Below are 18,950 nucleotides of genomic sequence, written 5' to 3'. Positions count from 1 at the left end.
GACGTGGGACGGACTTAGAAGTCCATGCCCATGTCGCCCATTCCGCCGCCTATGCCCGCGCCGGCGCTTCCCTTCGGCTCCGGCTTGTCGGCGATCATGGCTTCGGTCGTGATCAGCAGACCGGCGACCGAACTCGCGTCCTGCAGCGCGCAGCGCACGACCTTGGCGGGGTCGATGACGCCCTTCTTCACTAGGTCGCCGAAGACGCCTTCCTGCGCGTCGAAGCCGTAGTTGACGTCCTTCGACTCCAAGAGCTTGCCGACGATGACGGCGCCGTCCTCGCCCGCGTTGGTCGCGATCTGACGCGCCGGCGCGGTGAGCGCGCGACGGATGATCTCGACGCCGACCTTCTGGTCGTTGTTGGCGGGCTCCAGCTTGGCGAGCGCCTTGACCGAGTAGAGGAGCGCCGTGCCGCCGCCGGGCACGATGCCTTCCAGCACCGCCGCGCGGGTGGCGTGGAGCGCGTCGTCGACGCGGTCCTTCTTCTCCTTCACCTCGACCTCGGTGGCGCCGCCGACGCGGATGACGGCCACGCCGCCGGCCAGCTTCGCGAGACGCTCCTGCAGCTTCTCGCGATCGTAGTCGGAGGTCGTCTTCTCGATCTGCGCCTTGATCTGCGCGCAGCGGCCCTCGATCTCCTTCTTCTTGCCGGCGCCGTCGACGATCGTCGTCTCATCCTTGGTGATGGAGACGTTCTTGGCGCGGCCCAGCATGTCGATCGTGACGCTCTCCAGCTTTACGCCCGTCTCCTCCGAGACGACCGTGCCGCCGGTCAGGATCGCCATGTCCTCCAGCATCGCCTTGCGGCGATCGCCGAAGCCCGGCGCCTTGACGGCCGCGACCTTCAGCCCGCCGCGCAGCTTGTTGACGACGAGGGTGGCCAGCGCCTCGCCCTCGACGTCCTCAGCGATGATCAGGAGCGGCTTGCCCGACTGCACGACCTTCTCCAGCACCGGGAGCAGGGCCTGCAGGTTGGAGAGCTTCTTGTCGAACAGCAGGATGTAGGGATCGTCGAGCTCGACCTGCATGCGCTCGCTGTCCGTCACGAAGTAGGGGGACAGGTAGCCGCGGTCGAACTGCATGCCCTCGACGACGTCCAGTTCGGTCTCCAGGCCCTTGGCCTCCTCGACCGTGATGACGCCTTCATTGCCGACCTTCGCCATGGCGTCGGCGATCATCTGGCCGACCTCGCGGTCGCCGTTGGCGGAGATCGAGCCGACCTGGGCGATCTCGCTGTTCTGCGAGACCTTCTTGGCGCGCTTGGCGATGTCGGCCACGACGGCCTCGACCGCCATGTCGACGCCGCGCTTCAGATCCATCGGGTTCATGCCGGCGGCCACGGCCTTCACGCCCTCGCGGACGATGGCCTGGGCCAGCACGGTCGCCGTCGTGGTGCCGTCGCCGGCCAGGTCGTTCGTCTTGGACGCGACCTCGCGCAGCATCTGCGCGCCCATGTTCTCGAACTTGTCCTTAAGCTCGATCTCCTTGGCCACGGTCACGCCGTCCTTGGTGATGCGCGGCGCGCCGAAGCTCTTGTCGATCACGACGTTGCGGCCCTTCGGCCCCAGCGTGACCTTCACCGAGTCGGCCAGAATGTCGACGCCGCGCAGCATGCGGTTGCGCGCGTCCGTCGAGAACTTCACGTCTTTCGCAGACATTTCTTGTTCACTCCTCGTTTACGAGCAAGCGGTTGAACCCAAAGACCCGCCCGTCAGGCGGCCTTCTTGGCGGCGGCTTTCGCCTCGATGATCCCGAGGATGTCGCTCTCCTTCATGATGAGGAGCTCCTCCCCGTCCATCTTCACTTCGGTGCCGGACCACTTGCCGAACAGCACCGTGTCGCCGGCCTGAACGTCGAGCGGACGGACCGTGCCGTCCTCAAGCGTCACGCCCTTGCCGACGGCGATCACCTCGCCCTGCATGGGCTTCTCCTTGGCGGTGTCGGGAATGATGATCCCGCCGGCCGTCTTCTGATCCTCTTCGATGCGACGGACCAAAACCCGGTCGTGCAGCGGCCGAAAAGCCATAGCCGTAACCTCCTCTTTTCAAGACAAAGGTCGTCAGCAGGGGATGGCGGACTCCCCCGGTTCTCGTCTTCGGTTTTCCGGGGGCGCCCGCTTAGCACTCCCCCTGATCGAGTGCTAAGCCGCGCTTAAATAGGCCCGTCTCACGCGGCTTTCAAGAGCTTTTGCGCCTTTGTTAGCAGCCGCCCGTAATGGCTGCTAACATCTTGTTTTTGTTGCTTTTTATCTTGCGCGAAAATCTGTTGCACCGCACATTTTCAAGAAAAACACCGCTTCTCATCGAGTTTGCGAGCAAGGAGGCGACAAGCATGAGCGTTTCGATCGATCCCGCCTTTCAACAACAGCTGACCGGCTACCGTCTGGCGACGGCGGAAATCGTCTATCACCTTCCCGATTATCCCGACCTGCTGCAGCAGTTCATCTGGCAGCATTACGATTTGGCGCCGGATTTCCCGCGCCTCAAACAGTTCCTGGACTATTGGGAGACCAACATCGAGGGCCGGCTGCATTCGGTGCGCCTCGCCCGCACCGAAATCGTCACCGCCGCCGAAGCGCGCGCGGTCGGGGGCCTTTTCACCCTGCATTAAGGGGCGGATCGACCACGTGCGGATCGTAGAGCGCGAGCCGGCTCAACCCTGCGAGATCGAAGATCCGCACGCGCCCGTCGCGCAGTTCGCACAGCCGCTTGTCTTTCAGGCGGCGTAAGGTGCGGTAAATGTGGATGGTGGTCAGGCCCATCGCATCGGCCAACTGCTCGCGCGTCACTGGGAAGTCGAACCCGTCGTCCGCGTCGGTGAGGCCGAGGCCGACCAGACGGTCCTGCAACTCCACCAGGAAATGGGCGAGCCGTTCCTCGGCGGAGCGACGCCCCAGGCTCGCCAGACGCTCGATCAACGCGCTTTCATCGCGCACGACCGCCGCCATCAGGGCCAGGAAGACGCGTTGATCCGTCGCCATCGCCTCCTTCAATCCCGCTTCGTCGAGCGGGGCGACGCGCATCTCGCTCAACGCTTCGATTTCGACAGGGCTGTGGCCGCGCAGCAAGGCGTCGAACATGATGAAGTCGCCGGGAATTGCGATGCGGTGGATCTGCCGCCGCCCGTCCTTCAACAAACGGGCCGACGCGCACCAGCCGGATTGGATCAAATGCACGCGGCCGTGCGCCTCGCCCTGGGCGATGAGCGTCTCGCCGCGCGCCACGCGTCGATCAGGCCCTTTGAGCGCCAGCAGCCGGTCCCGCGCCGCCTTGGAGACAGGGGCCAGCTGCTGAACCCGCCAGACTAGGGCGCAGAACGCCTCGCCGCCGACCCCCGCCGCCGCCGGCGTCATGCCGGACGGGGCGCCCGCTTCACGTCCGTCCATCCTCGCTTATAGCCCCCTGACCTGTCCGTGGCGCGTCTATGCTTAGGGAACCATACCGTATCGGATCGGGCGACGCATAGGTAAAATTCTCCGCGCCCCTTCTGTCTGTGCGCGATCTCACAGGGGCGAGGCCGCCCGCAGACGTTCGAGCAAAGCCGCCGCCTCTCGCCGGCGCGTCGACGCCGGGTCGTTCGGCCCGTCGGCCCAGGAACCGTCGCCGTCTCCGCGCCCATCCTCCTGATCGGGGCCAGAGGCGTCGGCTTCGCCGGCCTGCGAGTCCGCGACGCCGTCGTCCTCCGCGCCGCGCAAGGCGTCGATCGCGACCTCGAAGGTCTCGTCGACCTGCGCTTGGCTGAGGACGCCCTCGTCCAACAAGGTCACGATTAAGGATTCCAACAAAGCCAGCGCCGCGATGTCGCCGCTGCTTCGTGCGCCGGATTTCATGTTTCGCCTCCGCGGCCTAAAGCCTGCATTTCGGCTAACGAAACATATAGGACCGGGCGAGCGAGATTAAAAGGGCGCGCGCTGCACCCCGCGGCGCCCACGGCCGGGTCACCGATCCGGTCGGCTTGAGCGAGGCGGAGGTCAAAAGATCCGCTGCAAACTGCCGCAAGGCGTCGGTGTGGTGATTTTTTCTAATCAAACGGACGCTGGACACCGGCGACAGCGCACGTTCTCGAAAAGCACTCGGGGGTCGCTGAGATAGGTTCGAATTGAACCGCTATTTCTATGCGGCCAACCGGGCAGACGAGCGATGGGAAACTCGCCGCGCAGGCTCAACACTCTCGGCGCCGACCCCTGCCGCCGCGAATGGCTTTACTCAAGAGTTACTCAAACCCTGACATCGCACCGGCCGCGCCAAAGCCGTGGCATGTCCAAATATCTATTTTTATTGAAAGAAAAATGGAGCGGGTGAAGGGAATCGAACCCTCGTCGTCAGCTTGGGAAGCTGCTGCTCTACCATTGAGCTACACCCGCGTCTCCGTTCGGTGTCTATAGTAAAACGGCGCGGCGCTCGCAAGCGCTTCAATCGATCGGCGGGTCGATACGCGGCGCGGGCCGCACCGACCCGACGAGCCCCGTCAGCGCGCCGACCTCGAACTCGAGCCCCATGAAGGTCAGCGGGCCGACCGGTCCCGGCAGCTCCAGCCCCGCCACCGGCCCGACCGAAAAGCCGAACGGCGCATAGTAGCCCGGATCGCCGACGATCAGCACCGCCGGCCAGCCGAGGCGCTTGGTCTCCGACAACCCGTGCGCGACCAACGCGCGGCCCACGCCGCGCCCGCGCAGCGCCGGCAGCACGGCGAGCGGGCCGAGCAGCGGCAGCGGCCCCTCGGGGCCCGCCACGGCCCAGAAATTGAGCGAGGCCACCAGCTTCTCGGCGCCCGTGGTCGCCTCTTTCAGGCGGGCGACGAAGGCGAGATCGCCGAGCGGCGGGCGCCCGTCGCGGAACCGGTAAACCGTGCGCTTCTCGCGCTCCGGCCCGAAGCTTTCGGCGATCAGGGCGTCGACGGCGGGCTGGTCTTCGGGTTTCTCAGGCTCGATCGAGACGTCGAGCGGGGGCAGGTCGTGCGGCATGAAAGAGGACTCCGATCCGGGGGCGGCCGGCGGGTCCTCTGCGCGCGTCATGCGAGGGCTGCACCCGTCGAATGGACGCAAGCGGACCCGGCGCCGGCGAGGGGGCCGAGGCGACGCGCGCGACGCCCGACGGGCGCGGCGGCGCCGCATCGTCGGATACGTCGAAGCGTCCTGACCCTGGGCCGCGCCATCGCGGAAATCCTTTCCGTCCTGCGGGACCGGGCGCCGCCGTTCGGCGTCGCCCCCTCCTTATCAAAGCCTGATAGCATGGCGCGCGAAGCGATCACAAGTCCGTGGGTCTTCGGCTCCGGCGCTGGTCACTCGCGGCCCCGTCGCTTAGATGGATGGGTCGAGAACACGCAGACTACTCGAGGGAGACGAGATCGAATGCCGAACCGCCTATCCCCTCTGAAGCGCGCGGCGGCGGTCGCGCTCGCGCTGGCCGCGCCGCTCGCCGCGGCGTCCGTCCCCGCCCAGGCGGAAGAACCGCGTTGGACCGAGACGCCCTGGTCCGCCGTCGCGCAACGAGCCGCGGGCGGTCAAGTCTATTGGAACGCCTGGGGCGGCAGCGAGGCGACCAACGACTACATCCGCTGGGTCGCCGACCGGCTCGAGGAGCGACACGACATCGAGCTGATCCACGTGAAGCTGACCGACACGGCCGAGGCCGTGCGCAAGGTGCTGGCGGAAAAGAGCGCCGGCCGTGACGACGACGGATCCGTCGACCTCATCTGGATCAACGGCGAAAACTTCAAGGCGATGAAGGACGCCGGGTTGCTGTTCGGCCCGCTCGACGAGATCCTGCCGAACTTCGCGCTGATCGATCCGGAGGAAAAGCCGACCACGGTGATCGATTTCACCGTCCCGACCGAGGGGTTGGAGGCGCCGTGGGGCATGGCGAAGATCGTTTTTCCCTATGACGCGTCGCGCGTCGCGCAGACGCCCGCCTCCACGCGGGAGCTGTTGAGGTGGGCCGAGGCCAATCCGGGACGCTTCACCTATCCCGCGCCCCCGGACTTCACCGGCTCCACCTTCCTGAAGCAGGCGCTTTACGCGCTGGCCGAAGATCCGGCCGTGCTGCTGGATCCGGCGGGCGAGAATTTCGAGGCCGTGACCGCGCCGCTTTGGGCCTACCTCGACGCGCTTCATCCGGTGATGTGGCGCGCGGGACGGGACTTCCCGAAGAGCAGCGCCGACCAAATCCGGATGCTCGACAACGCGGTCATCGACATCGCCATCAGCTTCAATCCGGCCGAGGCGTCGGCGTTGATCGCGCAAGGCCGGCTGCCGGAGACGGTCCGTACCTTCGTCTTCGACGAGGGGACGATCGGCAACACCCACTTCGTCGCGATCCCTTATAACTCTCCCAACAAGCCGGCGGCGATGGTGACGGCGAACTTCCTGATGTCGCCGGAAGCGCAGGCGAAGAAGCAGAACGCGGAGGTCTGGGGCGACCAGACGGTGCTGAGCTTCTCGCGTCTGTCGCCGGAGGCGCGCGCGCTGTTCGAGGACCTGCCGCGCGGCCCCGCGACGCTGCCGCCCGACGAATTGGGACCGACCCTGCCGGAGCCGCACCCGACCTGGATGACCCGCATCGAGGAGCGTTGGCTCGCCCGTTATGGCGCCTGAGCGGGCGCGCGCGCCGCAAAGCGGACGCCCAAGCCGAGGGATCGGGTTGCTGGCGCTCGCGCCGGGGCTGACGCTGTCGCTCTTTCTCGTCCCGGTGGCCGCCGGGCTTGCAGGCGCGGCGGCCCCGGCCTTCGGCTATCTGCCGGCGCTCGGCGGGGACACGTTCTCGCTGGAGCCCTGGCGGCGCTTCGCCGCCTATCCCGGCGTCGCAGGCGCGATCGCGGCCAGCCTATGGACCGGCCTCGCCGCGGCCGCGCTGTCTTTCGCGCTGACCATCGGTTTCGCGGCCGCCTGCCATCAAACCCGGCTGTTCGCCCTGATGCGCCGGCTGTTGTCGCCCCTTCTGGCGGTGCCGCACGCGGCCTTCGCCATCGGTCTGGCGTTTCTGCTGGCGCCCAGCGGTTGGCTGATGCGCGCGCTTTCACCCTGGGCGACGGGATTCGAGACGCCGCCGGACATCGCGCTGTCGCCCGATCCGTTCGGGCTCAATCTGATCCTGGCCCTGACGGTGAAAGAGACGCCTTTTCTGTTTCTCATGCTGCTTGGGGCGCTAAACCAGGTTCAGGCGGAGAAGACGCTGGCCGTGGCGCGAAGCCTGGGCTACCGACCCGCGACGGCGTGGCTGAAATGCGTGCTGCCGCTGGTCTACCGTCAGATGCGCCTGCCGATCTTCGCGGCCGTCGCCTTTTCGGTTTCGGTGGTGGACGTCGCCCTGCTGCTCACCGGCGCCACGCAGCCGACCTTGTCCCTGCTGATCCTGCGCTGGGCCAACGATCCGGATTTGAGCTTCCAATTCCTGGCCGCCGCCGGGGCGTGCGCGCAGATTCTGGTCGCGCTCGGCGCGCTGGCCGCTTGGGCGGCGGCGGAGCGACTGGTCGCGCGCCTGGGCCGGGGCTGGACGGCCGCCGGACGGCGCGCCGGCGCCGAGACGGCGGCGCGGATCGCGACCGGCGGCCTGTTGGTCGTGACCGGCGTGGGGCTGGTCGCGCTCGTCGGCATGGCGATCTGGTCGCTGGCGTGGCGCTGGCGCTGGCCGGACGCGCTGCCGGGCGAATGGAGCCTGCGCATCTGGACGCGTACGGCGGGAGAGGCTGCGGAGCCGGGTTTGACCACGCTGATCGTCGGGGTCCTGGCGGCGCTGATCGCGTTGGCGCTGGTTCTGGCTTGCCTGGAGTCCGAGGATCGCAAAGGCCGCCGCCCCTCGACGCGCGCGCTCTGGTTGCTCTACACGCCGCTGATCGTTCCGCAAGTCGCTTTCCTGTTCGGCGCCCAAGTGTTGTTGGTGTCGGTCGGCCTGCAGGGAACTTGGGGGGCGTTGATCTGGGCGCATCTGCTGTTCGTGCTGCCCTATCTTTTCCTCGCGCTGTCGGAGCCGTTCCGGAAGCTCGACCCGCGCTACGCCCGCACCGCGCTGTGCTTGGGCGCCGGGCCGAACCGGGTTTTCTGGCGCATCAAGGCGCCGATGCTGCTGCGCCCGATCGCAATCGCGTTGGCGGTGGGCTTCGCGGTCAGCGTCGGCGAATATCTGCCGACCGTCTTCGCCGGCGGCGGCCGCTTGACCACGCTGACGACCGAGGCGGTGGCGCGCGCCGGCGGGGGCGATCGACGATTGATCGGCGTCTTCGCCGTGCTGCAAGCCGCGTTGCCGCTGCTCGGCTTCCTGGCGGCGACCGCGGCGCCGGCCTGGATATACCGCCGCCGCCGCGGCATGCGAGAGGGATTGTAGGGATCATGACGGCGCCTGCGACGCTGCACCTGGAAGCGGTCGAAATCGCGCTTGGCGGGCGCGCGCTGTTCGCGCCGCTCAGCCTCAGCGTCGCGCCGGGCGAGACGGCGACGGTGATGGGTCCGTCCGGATCCGGAAAATCGACCTTGCTGGCCTATCTCTGCGGCACGCTGGCCCCGGCCTTCTCGGTCGCCGGTCGCGCGCGCCTCGGCGAGCGGGCGCTCGACGGCCTGGCGCCGGAGCGCCGACGCGTCGGCATCCTGTTCCAGGACGACTTGCTGTTCCCGCATCTGTCCGTCGGCGAAAACCTCGCCTTCGGCCTGCCGCCGGGGCTCGATCGCGAGGAGCGAACCCGTCGGGTGGGCGAGGCGCTGGCCGACGCGCAGCTCGACGGCTTCGAGGACCGCGATCCGGCGACGCTTTCAGGCGGCCAGCGCGCGCGGGCGGCCTGCCTGCGCACCTTGCTGGCCGAGCCCCAGGCGCTTTTGTTGGACGAACCCTTTTCGAAGCTCGATGCGGCCCTGAAGGACCGATTTCGGCGCTTCGTCTTCGAGCACGCGAGCGCGCGCCGGTTGCCGACCCTTCTGGTCACGCACGATCCGAGCGACGCGCAGGCCGCCGGGGGCGCCGTCGTCACCCTCCAAAAAGGAAGCGAGGCCCAAGGACCGGCCAGATAATTACCTTTTTGTATATTGCGGCGTAAGCTTATTACAATTCCCATGCTTTTTTCGTACACGCCGGTTCCGCTTCAGGCTAGAGTTCCCACGTGATGATGGGAGGGAGCGTCGCAGCGCGAAGCGCGCTCGTTTGCGACGCCCATTGCGGAGGCTTCAGACGGGTCCCCTTATGCGCCGGCGAAACCGCCGGACCGGGGGGCGGAACGAGGTCGCCGCGTCGGCGCGCACGGATGCAAAAAGGCAGTGGGGGTCACATCATGTTCAGACTTTCCGTAGTGGTAATGGCGGCCGCGCTTCTGGGCGCGTGCACGACCTGGGATCTGGAGCGGCTGCAAGAGACGGAGCCGACAGGCACCCCCTTCACCCAGGCGCTCGCGAAGGAGTATCAGACCTTCGCGGAGTTCGAAGCCTATCAGATGAAGGATTGGATCGATCAGGAGTACTTCGCCAAGAAAGGCCTTCGCGCCGCGGCCGGCGAAGTAGTCGCGCCGGAGGAGCTTTCCGGCTGGGATCTGCCGGAGGGCAAGATCGACGAGCTGGCGGAGGCGCGCGGCCGTCTGATCGGGGCGCTCAACCAGGGCGGTCGGCGCAACCACCCGGAAGACGCCGCCCATGCGCAGGCCAAGTTCGACTGCTGGGTCGAACAGCAGGAGGAAAACCACCAGCCCGAGGACATCGAGGAATGTCAGCGGGAGTTCGAAGCCGCGCTCGCCAAGCTCGTGGAACTGGTCGAAGAGCCTGAGCCGCAGCCCGCGGCCGCGCCTGAGCCCGCGCCGGAGCCGGTGACCTACATGGTCTTCTTCGACTTCGACTCGGCCGCGTTGAACGACGGCGCGATGGCCGTCGTGGGCCTCGTCGAGGATCGCCTGCCGGACTACGAGGACGGCTTCATCAGCATCGTCGGCCACACCGACACGGCCGGCTCGGCGGCGTACAACAGCGAACTGTCGATGCGTCGCGCCGAAGCGGTGCGCGAGGCGCTGACCACCATGGGGGTCGCCCCCGGTCAGATGAGCGTCGACGCCCGGGGCGAGTCGGATCCGATGATCGCGACCGGCGACGGCGTGCGCTCGCCGCAGAACCGGCGGGTGGCCATTACGGTGAAGTGACCGCCGCCGGTTGACGCATTGGCCGGGTGCGCCCGGCTGAGAAAAGAAGGGGTCGGACGCTGCGCCGCGTCCGGCCCCTTTTTTTACAACCCTCCGCCTTGACGACGCCGCAGGGACGCGCGACCTCTCACCCCTCGGATCGGCTGGACAGAGCGTGAGCGCGGCTCCTATGCTGACGCGAATAGACAGATCGCACGGCCGCAGAGACGACGAGGCGACGGGGATCGGGATGTACGAAGCGGTGACCAAGGGCGTGCGGGTCTGCGTGACGCCGCATTATCTGGAGGATCAATCGTCTCCCGGCGACGGACATTATGTCTGGGCCTACAGCGTGCGCATCGCGAACGAAAGCGACCGCGTGGTCCAGTTGAAGAACCGCCATTGGCGCATCACCGACGCCAACGGCGTCAGCCAGGAGGTGCGCGGTCCCGGCGTGGTCGGCGAACAGCCGACGCTGGCGCCCGGCGAAATCTTCGAATACACCAGCGGCACGCCGCTCTCCACGCCGTCCGGGATCATGGTCGGATCCTATGAGATGGAGGCCGCCGACGGCGCGCTGTTCGACGTCGCCGTGCCCGCTTTTTCGCTCGACAGCCCGCATCAGCCGATCCAACTCAACTGACGCCGCGTATACAAAAAGGTCCGGGCGTTTGAAGGCGGCCGGGCGTCATCGGGGGACAGCGTGCCAAACGGCCCCAACAGGATAGACCCGAAGCCTAAGGGAACTCTCATGAACGCGATCAAGCCCGTCAGCCGCGCCGAGGCGGATTACGAAAACGCGCGCCCGTCGCGCGAGGAAGCCGAAGCCGCGGTGCGCACTCTGCTGCGCTGGGCCGGCGACGATCCGAACCGCGAAGGTCTTCTTGATACGCCCGACCGCGTGGTGCGGGCCTATGAGGAGTTTTTCTCGGGCTACGCGGAGGATCCGACCGCGTTGCTCTCGCGCACGTTCGAGGAGACTGAGGGCTATGACGAGATGGTGCTGTTGCGCAACGTCTCGTTCGAAAGCCATTGCGAGCACCACATGGTGCCCGTCATCGGCACGGCCCACGTCGCCTACCTGCCGAACGAGCGGGTGGTCGGCATCTCCAAACTGGCCCGGGTCATCGAGATCTACGCCAAGCGGCTGCAAATCCAGGAAAAAATGACGGCCCAAATCGCAGACGCCATCGAGGACGTGCTCAAGCCGCGCGGCGTGGCGGTCGTCGTGTCAGCGCAGCACCAGTGCATGACCACGCGCGGCGTGAAGAAGGCCGGCGTCTCCATGGTGACGTCGCGCATGTTGGGCGCGTTCAAGACGGACCGCGCCCTGCGCGCCGAGTTCTTCAGCCTGACCGGCGCGCCGGGCGGGAGCGCGCAGCAGGGCTGACCCGCTCCTCATCCGGGGTCGTTGAGGCGGCGGCCGTCCCGCGGGACGCGCCGCCGCTTGCTTTTACGGCCTATCCGGCGTAGCGGGAGGCGTCTGGCGCCCGCGCGCCCGACTGGGCTAGACTGCCCGCCGCGCGGCGCGGCGCAAGACGACGCGCGGATGTGCGCCGTCGGGGCCGATCGGCCCCGCCGCCGCGAGGCAGCCCGAGGCGACGACCCAAGCCGTGTTCGATTTCCGCCCCATCCTGTTCGTGAACGGCGCGCTGCTGGCGACGCTGGCCCTGTCGATGGCGGCGCCGGCGACCGTCGATCTGGCGGTTGACAATCCCGATTGGGAAGTCTTCACCATGGCCGGCGCGTTCACCCTGTTCGTCGGCGTCATGCTGATGCTGACGAACCGGGTGCGCTTCGGAAACCTGTCCATCCGCCAGGCCTTCGTCATGACGGCCTCGGCCTGGGTCACCCTGCCGGCCTTCGCGGCCTTGCCGCTGGCTTTCGCGGATCTGCAACTCTCCTACACCGACGCCTTCTTCGAAGCGATGAGCGGCATCACCACGACCGGATCGACCGTCATGGTCGGGCTCGATTTCGCGCCGCCCGGCATCCTGTTGTGGCGCTCGCTGCTGCAATGGCTGGGCGGGGTCGGCATCATCGTGATGGCGGTCTCCATCCTGCCGATGCTGCAGGTCGGCGGCATGCAGCTCTTCCGGATGGAGTTCGCCGAGCGGATGGAGAAGGCGCTGCCGCGCGCCGCCCAGATCGGCGCGTGGATCGCGATCATCTATCTGGGGCTGACGCTGCTGTGCGCCGGACTCTATCATCTGGCGGGGATGGGCGCGTTCGACGCGGTCAATCACGCCATGACGACGGTCGCCACCGGCGGCTATTCCACCTACGACCGATCGGTCGGGCTGTTCCAAAGCGCCTGGATCGACGTCATCGCCACCGTTTTCATGATCGCCGGCTCGCTGCCTTTCCTGCTGTATCTGCAGGCCTTGCGCGGCCAGCCGAACGCGCTGATCACGGACAGTCAGGTGCGCTGGTTCTTCGGGTTTCTCGGGACGGCCGTGATCTCGACGATCCTCTACCTCCACCTTCAGCTCGAGCGGCCGATCCTGGACGCGATCCGCGCGGCGGCCTTCAACATCACCTCGATCATGACGGGCACCGGCTACGCGACCGAGGATTTCGGCGCCTGGGGCGCTTTCGCGCCGCCCTTGTTCTTCCTGCTGATGTTCATCGGCGGCTGCGCCGGGTCGACCACCTGCGGCATCAAGGTCTTCCGCTTCCAGGTGCTCTACGCCACCGCGCGGGTGCAGATGAAGCGACTGCTCCAGCCGAACGGCGTCTTTATCGCCTATTACAACAGAAAGCCGATTCCCGAGGCCGTCGAGGAATCGGTGATGAGCTTCTTTTTCCTGTTCATGATGATCTTCGCGCTGATCGCTGTAGGGCTCGGCATGATGGGGCTCGACTTCGTGACCGCGACCAGCGGCGCCGCCACGGCGATCGCCAATGTCGGGCCGGGCCTCGGGCCGATCATCGGCCCCTCGGGCAATTTCGCCACCCTGCCCGACGGGGCGAAATGGCTGCTCTCGCTCGCCATGCTGCTCGGCCGGCTCGAGATCTTCACCGTCCTGGTCTTGCTTGCGCCGGGATTCTGGCGACAGTAAGGGCCGCAGGCACCGCCCTTCCCTAGCGTTCAGGAGCCGTTCATGACCGACGCGGTCGAAATGCTGGCGACCCTCGTGGGCTTCGACACCACCTCGTCGAAGTCCAACCTCGATCTGATCCACTTCATCAGCGACCGGCTGGCCGCCGCCGGGGTCGACGCGACGATCCTGCCCAATGCGGACGGGACCAAGGCCAACCTCTTCGCCACCATCGGGCCGAAGCGGCAGGGCGGGGTGTGCCTGTCCGGCCACACCGACGTGGTGCCCGTCGCCGGCCAGCCGTGGGAGACGGATCCCTTCCTGTTGACCGACAAGGGCGACGGGCGGCTTTACGGTCGGGGCACGTGCGACATGAAGGCCTTCCCGGCCTGCGCGCTGGCGCTGCTGCCGGAGATGCTGGAGAAGCCGCTCGCGCGCCCCATCCATTTCGCCTTCTCCTACGACGAGGAGGTGGGTTGCCGCGGCGCGCCGGAGATGATCGCCGAGATCGGCGAGAGCCTGCCCAAGCCCTCCGTCGTGATCATCGGCGAGCCGACGGAGATGAAGGTCGTCTCCGCCCACAAGGGAATGTGGTTCTTCCGCACCACCGTGACCGGCAAGGAGGCGCATTCCAGCCAGATGCAGAACGGCGTCTCGGCCGTGATGGTCGCGTCGCGCCTGGTCGCCAAGCTGGACGAGATGGTGAAGGCGCGCGCGGCCGCGGCCGACCCCGACAACGGCTTCACGCCGCCCTACACGACGATCCATGTCGGCCAGATCAACGGCGGCACCGCGCCCAACATCATCTCGCGCCACGCCGAGTTCGTCTGCGACGTGCGCAATCTGCCCGACGATTTCCCCGAGGACATCCAGCAGGAATTCGTCGACTGGTACACCGCCGAGATCCTGCCGGAGATGCACGCGATCGACCCGTCGAGCGGCATCGAGACGGTGACGGAGAACGTCGTCGCGGGTCTCCGCGAGGATCGCGAGTCCGAGGCCGAGACTTTCGTGCGCCAGATCACCGGCGACAACGACACGCACTACGTCTCCTACGGCACCGAGGCGGGTCAGTTCCAGCAGGCCGGCATGGCCGCCGTCGTCTGCGGCCCGGGCTCGATCCTGCAGGCGCACCAGCCGAACGAGTTCATCGAAAAGTCCCAAGTCGCCGAATGCGAAGCCTTCCTGCGCAGGGTGATCGAGCGCTGTAGGGCGTAAGCGTCGGCGCTCAGACGGGCGTTCGAGAAATCAGCTTTCTCCGACCCCGCCGCCGAGGCGACGCGTTCCCCTCGTCGCCGGGCTCATCCTCCCAAGACCGGGAACACCGCCCCGATCGCCCACCCGACGGCGACCGCCGCCGCGACGCCGCCCGGGATGGGGTGGCGGGTGCGCAGGTAGGCCCAGCGGCTGAACAGCCCGTAGATCGCGAAGACCGGGATGATCACGGGCGTCAGGATCAGGAGGAAGAAGAGCTCCGAGGGGTCCAGCGCCACCGCGAGCCCAAGCGAGAGCAGGAACAGAAGCTTGGTGATCCAATAGGCGCCGCGCGGCGCGTCGCCGCCGCGGGTCAGCCACTCGTCCGCCAGATAGAAGATCAGCGCGCCGACGATCATCGCCGCGATCAACGGACCGCGCAGCGCCGTCGGCTGGAAATTGAAGATGTAGAGATCCGCCGGCAGACCGATCGCCGCCACGGCGTAGGCGGCGGCGGCGATTGAAACCGCCAGCAGCGTCACGCTGGGGATCGGGCGGACCGGCTGCGGCTCCGTCCGACGGCGGCGCAGCCAATAGAGGCCGGCGGCCGCAATCAGCCCGTAGAGCCCGAAATGCAGCGCCATATAGTCGCCCACCAAAACCGGCAGAAAATCCGTCGGCGTGACGCTCAGGATCAACGGCGTCGCGATCGCGGGCGCGAGCGCCGCCGGCAGAAATTGACGCCAGCTCAAATTGGCCCCCAGCGGCTCGCCGCCTAGCGCCGGCAGTCGGCTGGCCAGCGGCCGGGCCAGCAGCACCGTTCCCAGCAGCAATAGCGCGATCCATAGCCCGCGATTGACCGGCGCCGCCTCGCGCGGATTCACGGTCCGATCGAAGACCTGATCGAGCCAGGCGATCGTCTCTCGCTGGGTTTCCTGACTGTAAAGAACGCCGACATGTTCGACCGCGTCGGCGGCGACGAGACGGCGCGCGTCGCCGTCTTCGATCGAGCCGTAGGTGCGCTCGATCTCAACCGCCTCCGGCGCAAGGCCGGCGCCCTTGGCGATCGCACGCCGCCCCTCCTCCAGAAGGCGCGTCTCCAGGGCCCCGTCGACGATCAGAAGATTGCGCGGGCTGTCCGCCGTCACCGCGGGCGAGAACATCGAGACCGCGACGACGGCGGCGACGTTCGCGTGCGCCTGCGCGTAGCGCACGACGATGTCGGAGGCCATCGAGTGGCCGAGGACCGCAAGCCGCTCGCCGTCCCATCCCGCGGCCCGCGCCCGCGCGATCGCCGCCGCGGCGACCGCCTCCATTTGCCCCTGCAGGCGCGCGCCGGCGCCGTCTTCCGCCGTCACGTCGCCGGTAAGCGGCCGCGGATGACGGCCGTGCCCAAGATAATCGAACGTGACGGCCGTGAAGCCGGCGCGCGCCAGCGCGATCGCGATCGGCTGCATCAACTGCTGCGATCCGGCGAAGCCGTGGGCGATCAGAACGGGCGGTCCGGCCGCCCCCTCGGCCGGGCGGTAGAGGATCGCCGGCGTCGCGTCCACGGTGAAGGGCGCCACAGCAAGCGGCGCCTCCTGCGCCTCCAGCCGCCAGACCGACAGGCCGATCAGCAGCAGGGCGAGAAGCGCGAGCGCGCCGTTGAGCCGCGGCTCCATCGTCCGCCTACTCCGCCGCCTCGCGCGGCGCGCGGCCGGGCTCGGAGAACTGCAGCTCGGCCAGACGCGCGTAGAGCGGATTGCTCTCCAACAGCTCTTGATGCGGGCCGGTCGCGACGATCCGGCCCTGATCCATCACCGCGATCCGATCCGCATTGACCACGGTGGACAGGCGATGGGCGATGATCAGCGTCGTGCGGCCCTTCATCAGCCGGGCCAGCGCCTGCTGCACCAGCCGTTCGCTTTCGGCGTCCAGCGCGCTTGTCGCCTCGTCCAGCAGCAGCACCGCGGGATCGCGCAGGAGCGCGCGGGCGATCGCGATCCGCTGCTTCTGCCCGCCGGAAAGCCGCGTCCCCTTTTCGCCGAGGAAGCTGTCGTAGCCCTCCGGCAACTCGCGCAGAAAGTCGTCGGCGGCCGCATCGCGCGCGGCCTGGCGGACCGCCTCCTCCGAGGCGTCGGGATCGCCGTAGCGGATGTTGTCGAGCCCGCTGGCCGAGAAGATCACCGGATCTTGCGGCACGATGGCCATCCGGTGACGCAACGCCTTCGGATCGGCCTCGCGCAGGTCGACGCCGTCGAGCGTGATCCGGCCGGACTCCGGATCGTAGAAGCGCAGAAGAAGTTGGAACATCGTGCTCTTGCCCGCCCCGGACGGTCCGACGAGCGCCACGGTCTCCCCCGGCGCGACGTCCAGATCGACGCCGCAGAGGGCCGCACGGTCGGGCCGAGAGGGATAGGTAAAGCCGACGCCCGCGAAGGTGACGCGCCCCTGCGCCGGATGGGGCAGCGGGACCGGGTCCGCGGGCGGCGTGATCGCAGGCTCCGCCTCCAACAGCTCGATCAGGCGCTCGGTCGCGCCGGCGGCGCGCTGCAACTCGCCGAAGACTTCGGACAGCACGCCGACCGCGAAGGCGACGATCACGGCGTAGAACACGAAGGCGGCGAGCTCCCCGCCCGTGATCCGGCCGGCCAGCAGATCGTGCCCGCCGACCCACAGGATCACCGCGATCGCCAGGAAGACCAGCAGGATCACGATCGAGGCCAGCGCGCCGCGCAGCCGGATGCGCTCGACCGCGACGTCGAAAGCCTCGCGCACTTCCGAGCCGAAGCGCCGCGCGTCCTCGCGCTCGTGCGTGAAGGCCTGAAGGGTGCGGATGGCGTTGAAGCTCTCCTCCGCGAAAGCGCCGACGTCGGCGACGCGATCCTGGCTGTCGCGCGACAGTCGGCGCACCTTGCGGCCGATCACCATGATCGGGATCACAGTGATCGGCACCACCAACAGCGCGAGCAGCGTGAGCTTCGCGTTGGTGACGAACAGCATCACGACGCCGCCGACCAGGATCAGCGCGTTGCGCAACGCCATCGAGGCCGTCGAGCCGACGATCGACTGCAGGAGCGTCGTGTCGGTGGTCAGCCGCGAGAGAATTTCGCCGGTCTTGGTGACCTCGAAAAAGCCGGGGTCGAGGGAGAGCACGCGGTTGAAGACCGCGTTGCGCAGGTCCGCCACCACCCGCTCCCCCAGCCAGGAGACCAGCGTGAAACGCGCGTAGGTGCCGACGGCCATGACCACCGCAAGCCCCAGCAAGACGCCCAGCGCCCAGTCGAGCGCGCCGGCGTCCCCTTCCGCCAAGCCGCTGTCCACCAGGATGCGCAAGCCCTGCCCCAGGCCCAGTCCGGCGCCGGCCGTCACGACCAGCGCGACGCCCGCGCCCAAGGCCGTGCGCCAATAGGGAGCCATGAAGCCCAGCACCCGACGCAGGGTGCGCAAGTCCTTGCTCTTCGGGCGGTCCGCGCCCGGATTGGTCAGGCGTCCGCCGCCGGGGGGCATGCGCGCAACTCCTCAGATCCCGCCCAAGCCGGACGCTTCTGCGGCGACCGGCTGTCGTCAGGGCTCAGAGTGCCCAACCTCCGCCGCCGCGGCAACCGCAACGGGCGGCCCGGCGCGCGAATTGCGCTCCTATTTGAACGCCATGCCGATGAGCAGATGCCGCACGCCGCCATCGGCCTCGGCGAACGGCATGACGACCGCTTCGCGGGCCACTTCGCGGTCGCCGAAGTTGTAGCGCCCGCGCGAACAGACCGGCGCGCCGGTCTCGACCGCGGCGGCGTATTTGCGCGCGATGAACCCCTCGGAGCCGTTCAGGTCGATTTCGGAGAGCTTCTTGTTCTTCAGCGAGACGCCAGCGTAATGACGGACCAGTTCACCGACCAACCGGAACAGGAAATCGCCGTCAGGCAGGCGCTCGGCCCACAGGGCGAGCGGGGCGAGCTTCGGGTGATCGCCGATGAGGTTCAGCGCGGCGCGCGGCGGGGGCGCGCCATGCTCGGCCGTCAAGTCGCGCCAGTAGCCGAGCCACTCCGCGCTTTCCGGCAAATTCAGCGCCGCCTCGTCAACGCGCTCCCAATCGACATGCGGTATGCGGCCCGTGGACTCGGACATGACGTGCTCTCATTGGGGTGCGACAAAGCCTATCCTATTTGTTTAACCCAAAGGTACTATATAAGGCGTCGACTGACCAGCCGACGGGCTTTTCGCGCCGCGCTGCGGGCCTATATCCCCATCCATGACGGCATCCGACGACGCGCAAGACGCCAAGCTCACCACCCTTTATCACGGGGCCTGCCCGGTTTGCGGGCGCGAGGTGTCGCACTATCAGCGCTACGCCGGCGAGCGCGCGCTCCCGCTCGGCTGGGAGGACGTCTCGGACGGGCGCGCCGCGCCGTTGATGGAGGCGCACGGGATCGACCGCGAGGCCGCCAAGAAGCGCCTCCACGTCGTGACGCCCGACGGCCGGCTGCTCTCCGGCGTCGACGCCTTTCAGGCGTTGTGGGCCGAGATGCCGCGCTATCGCTGGCTCGCCAAGCTGGTCGGACTGCCGATCGTCAAGCCGATCGCGCGCCTGGTCTACGACCGCCTGCTGGCGCCCGCCCTTTACGCCGCCAATCGACGGGCGGGGCGGTAAAGGCC

Annotated in this window: 18 protein-coding genes and 1 tRNA gene; 10 read left to right on the top strand and 9 right to left on the bottom strand. The window is 67.8% G+C overall.

The window, feature by feature from the left end; genetic code table 11:
- Window positions 1-14: 14 nt before the first annotated feature.
- Both groL and groES read right to left on the bottom strand, forming a co-directional pair.
- Complete coding sequence (groL, locus tag RIB45_RS04245) at window positions 15-1,658, bottom strand: chaperonin GroEL (RefSeq protein WP_350048978.1); 1,644 nt, start codon at window positions 1,656-1,658, stop codon at window positions 15-17.
- A gap of 53 nt (window positions 1,659-1,711) precedes the next feature.
- Complete coding sequence (gene groES / locus RIB45_RS04240; protein WP_350048977.1) at window positions 1,712-2,026, bottom strand: co-chaperone GroES; 315 nt, start codon at window positions 2,024-2,026, stop codon at window positions 1,712-1,714.
- A 305-nt stretch (window positions 2,027-2,331) separates the two neighbouring features.
- On the opposite strand from groES, the gene RIB45_RS04235 reads away from it, so the two are divergent.
- Window positions 2,332-2,610, top strand: a complete 279-nt coding sequence (locus RIB45_RS04235; RefSeq protein ID WP_350048976.1) for an usg protein — start codon at window positions 2,332-2,334, stop codon at window positions 2,608-2,610.
- On the opposite strand, the gene RIB45_RS04230 is transcribed toward RIB45_RS04235, so the two are convergent.
- The 4 genes from RIB45_RS04230 to RIB45_RS04215 form a co-directional block, all read right to left on the bottom strand.
- Window positions 2,597-3,385: a Crp/Fnr family transcriptional regulator gene (locus RIB45_RS04230; RefSeq protein WP_350048975.1), complete on the bottom strand. Its 789-nt coding sequence runs from the start codon at window positions 3,383-3,385 to the stop codon at window positions 2,597-2,599. The two genes, RIB45_RS04235 and RIB45_RS04230, sit on opposite strands and share 14 nt — an antisense overlap.
- A gap of 117 nt (window positions 3,386-3,502) precedes the next feature.
- Window positions 3,503-3,829 carry a hypothetical protein gene (locus RIB45_RS04225; protein ID WP_350048974.1) on the bottom strand — a complete coding sequence of 109 codons (327 nt, stop codon included), beginning with the start codon at window positions 3,827-3,829 and terminating at the stop codon, window positions 3,503-3,505.
- A 460-nt stretch (window positions 3,830-4,289) separates the two neighbouring features.
- A tRNA-Gly gene (locus RIB45_RS04220) sits at window positions 4,290-4,363 on the bottom strand.
- 48 nt (window positions 4,364-4,411) lie between these two features.
- On the bottom strand, window positions 4,412-4,963 hold the full coding sequence (locus RIB45_RS04215) for a GNAT family N-acetyltransferase (protein WP_350048973.1): 552 nt from the start codon (window positions 4,961-4,963) through the stop codon (window positions 4,412-4,414).
- A gap of 387 nt (window positions 4,964-5,350) precedes the next feature.
- Between RIB45_RS04215 and RIB45_RS04210 the strand changes: the two genes are divergently transcribed.
- From RIB45_RS04210 to argE, 8 genes are all read left to right on the top strand, one after another.
- Window positions 5,351-6,592: an ABC transporter substrate-binding protein gene (locus tag RIB45_RS04210; RefSeq protein WP_350048972.1), complete on the top strand. Its 1,242-nt coding sequence runs from the start codon at window positions 5,351-5,353 to the stop codon at window positions 6,590-6,592.
- Entirely contained in the window at window positions 6,582-8,318 is a 1,737-nt protein-coding gene (locus RIB45_RS04205; protein WP_350048971.1) for an ABC transporter permease, read from the top strand. Before RIB45_RS04210 ends, RIB45_RS04205 begins: the two co-directional genes overlap by 11 nt.
- 5 nt (window positions 8,319-8,323) lie before the next feature.
- Complete coding sequence (locus tag RIB45_RS04200; protein ID WP_350048970.1) at window positions 8,324-8,995, top strand: ATP-binding cassette domain-containing protein; 672 nt, start codon at window positions 8,324-8,326, stop codon at window positions 8,993-8,995.
- 257 nt (window positions 8,996-9,252) lie between these two features.
- The gene (locus RIB45_RS04195; protein WP_350048969.1) at window positions 9,253-10,104 is read left to right on the top strand and encodes an OmpA family protein; all 852 of its coding nucleotides are present in this window, start codon (window positions 9,253-9,255) and stop codon (window positions 10,102-10,104) included.
- A 229-nt stretch (window positions 10,105-10,333) separates the two neighbouring features.
- Window positions 10,334-10,726: a Co2+/Mg2+ efflux facilitator ApaG/CorD gene (apaG, locus tag RIB45_RS04190; RefSeq protein WP_350048968.1), complete on the top strand. Its 393-nt coding sequence runs from the start codon at window positions 10,334-10,336 to the stop codon at window positions 10,724-10,726.
- A gap of 108 nt (window positions 10,727-10,834) precedes the next feature.
- Window positions 10,835-11,473 (top strand): GTP cyclohydrolase I FolE, encoded by a 639-nt coding sequence (gene folE / locus RIB45_RS04185; protein WP_350048967.1) that lies wholly within the window; start codon window positions 10,835-10,837, stop codon window positions 11,471-11,473.
- Window positions 11,474-11,696: 223 nt separating this feature from the next.
- On the top strand, window positions 11,697-13,145 hold the full coding sequence (locus RIB45_RS04180; protein ID WP_350048966.1) for a TrkH family potassium uptake protein: 1,449 nt from the start codon (window positions 11,697-11,699) through the stop codon (window positions 13,143-13,145).
- 42 nt (window positions 13,146-13,187) lie between these two features.
- Window positions 13,188-14,342 (top strand): acetylornithine deacetylase, encoded by a 1,155-nt coding sequence (gene argE / locus RIB45_RS04175; protein ID WP_350048965.1) that lies wholly within the window; start codon window positions 13,188-13,190, stop codon window positions 14,340-14,342.
- An 83-nt stretch (window positions 14,343-14,425) separates the two neighbouring features.
- Here the strand turns inward: argE and RIB45_RS04170 are convergent, their stop codons facing one another.
- The 3 genes from RIB45_RS04170 to RIB45_RS04160 all read right to left on the bottom strand — a co-directional run bounded on the left by RIB45_RS04170 (window position 14,426) and on the right by RIB45_RS04160 (window position 18,422).
- Complete coding sequence (locus RIB45_RS04170; protein WP_350048964.1) at window positions 14,426-15,982, bottom strand: alpha/beta hydrolase family protein; 1,557 nt, start codon at window positions 15,980-15,982, stop codon at window positions 14,426-14,428.
- A gap of 7 nt (window positions 15,983-15,989) precedes the next feature.
- Complete coding sequence (locus RIB45_RS04165) at window positions 15,990-17,810, bottom strand: ABC transporter transmembrane domain-containing protein (RefSeq protein WP_350048963.1); 1,821 nt, start codon at window positions 17,808-17,810, stop codon at window positions 15,990-15,992.
- A 129-nt stretch (window positions 17,811-17,939) separates the two neighbouring features.
- Window positions 17,940-18,422, bottom strand: a complete 483-nt coding sequence (locus RIB45_RS04160) for a hypothetical protein (RefSeq protein ID WP_350048962.1) — start codon at window positions 18,420-18,422, stop codon at window positions 17,940-17,942.
- Window positions 18,423-18,546: 124 nt separating this feature from the next.
- On the opposite strand from RIB45_RS04160, the gene RIB45_RS04155 reads away from it, so the two are divergent.
- Window positions 18,547-18,945 carry a thiol-disulfide oxidoreductase DCC family protein gene (locus tag RIB45_RS04155; protein WP_350048961.1) on the top strand — a complete coding sequence of 133 codons (399 nt, stop codon included), beginning with the start codon at window positions 18,547-18,549 and terminating at the stop codon, window positions 18,943-18,945.
- The last annotated feature ends 5 nt before the right edge of the window (window positions 18,946-18,950 follow it).

It is taken from the genome of Marivibrio sp. (genome assembly GCF_040218065.1).
Lineage (GTDB): Bacteria > Pseudomonadota > Alphaproteobacteria > UBA8366 > Aestuariispiraceae > Marivibrio.
The sequence above is the reverse complement of the archived record's forward strand: the minus strand, read 5'-3'. Positions and strand labels throughout refer to the sequence as shown.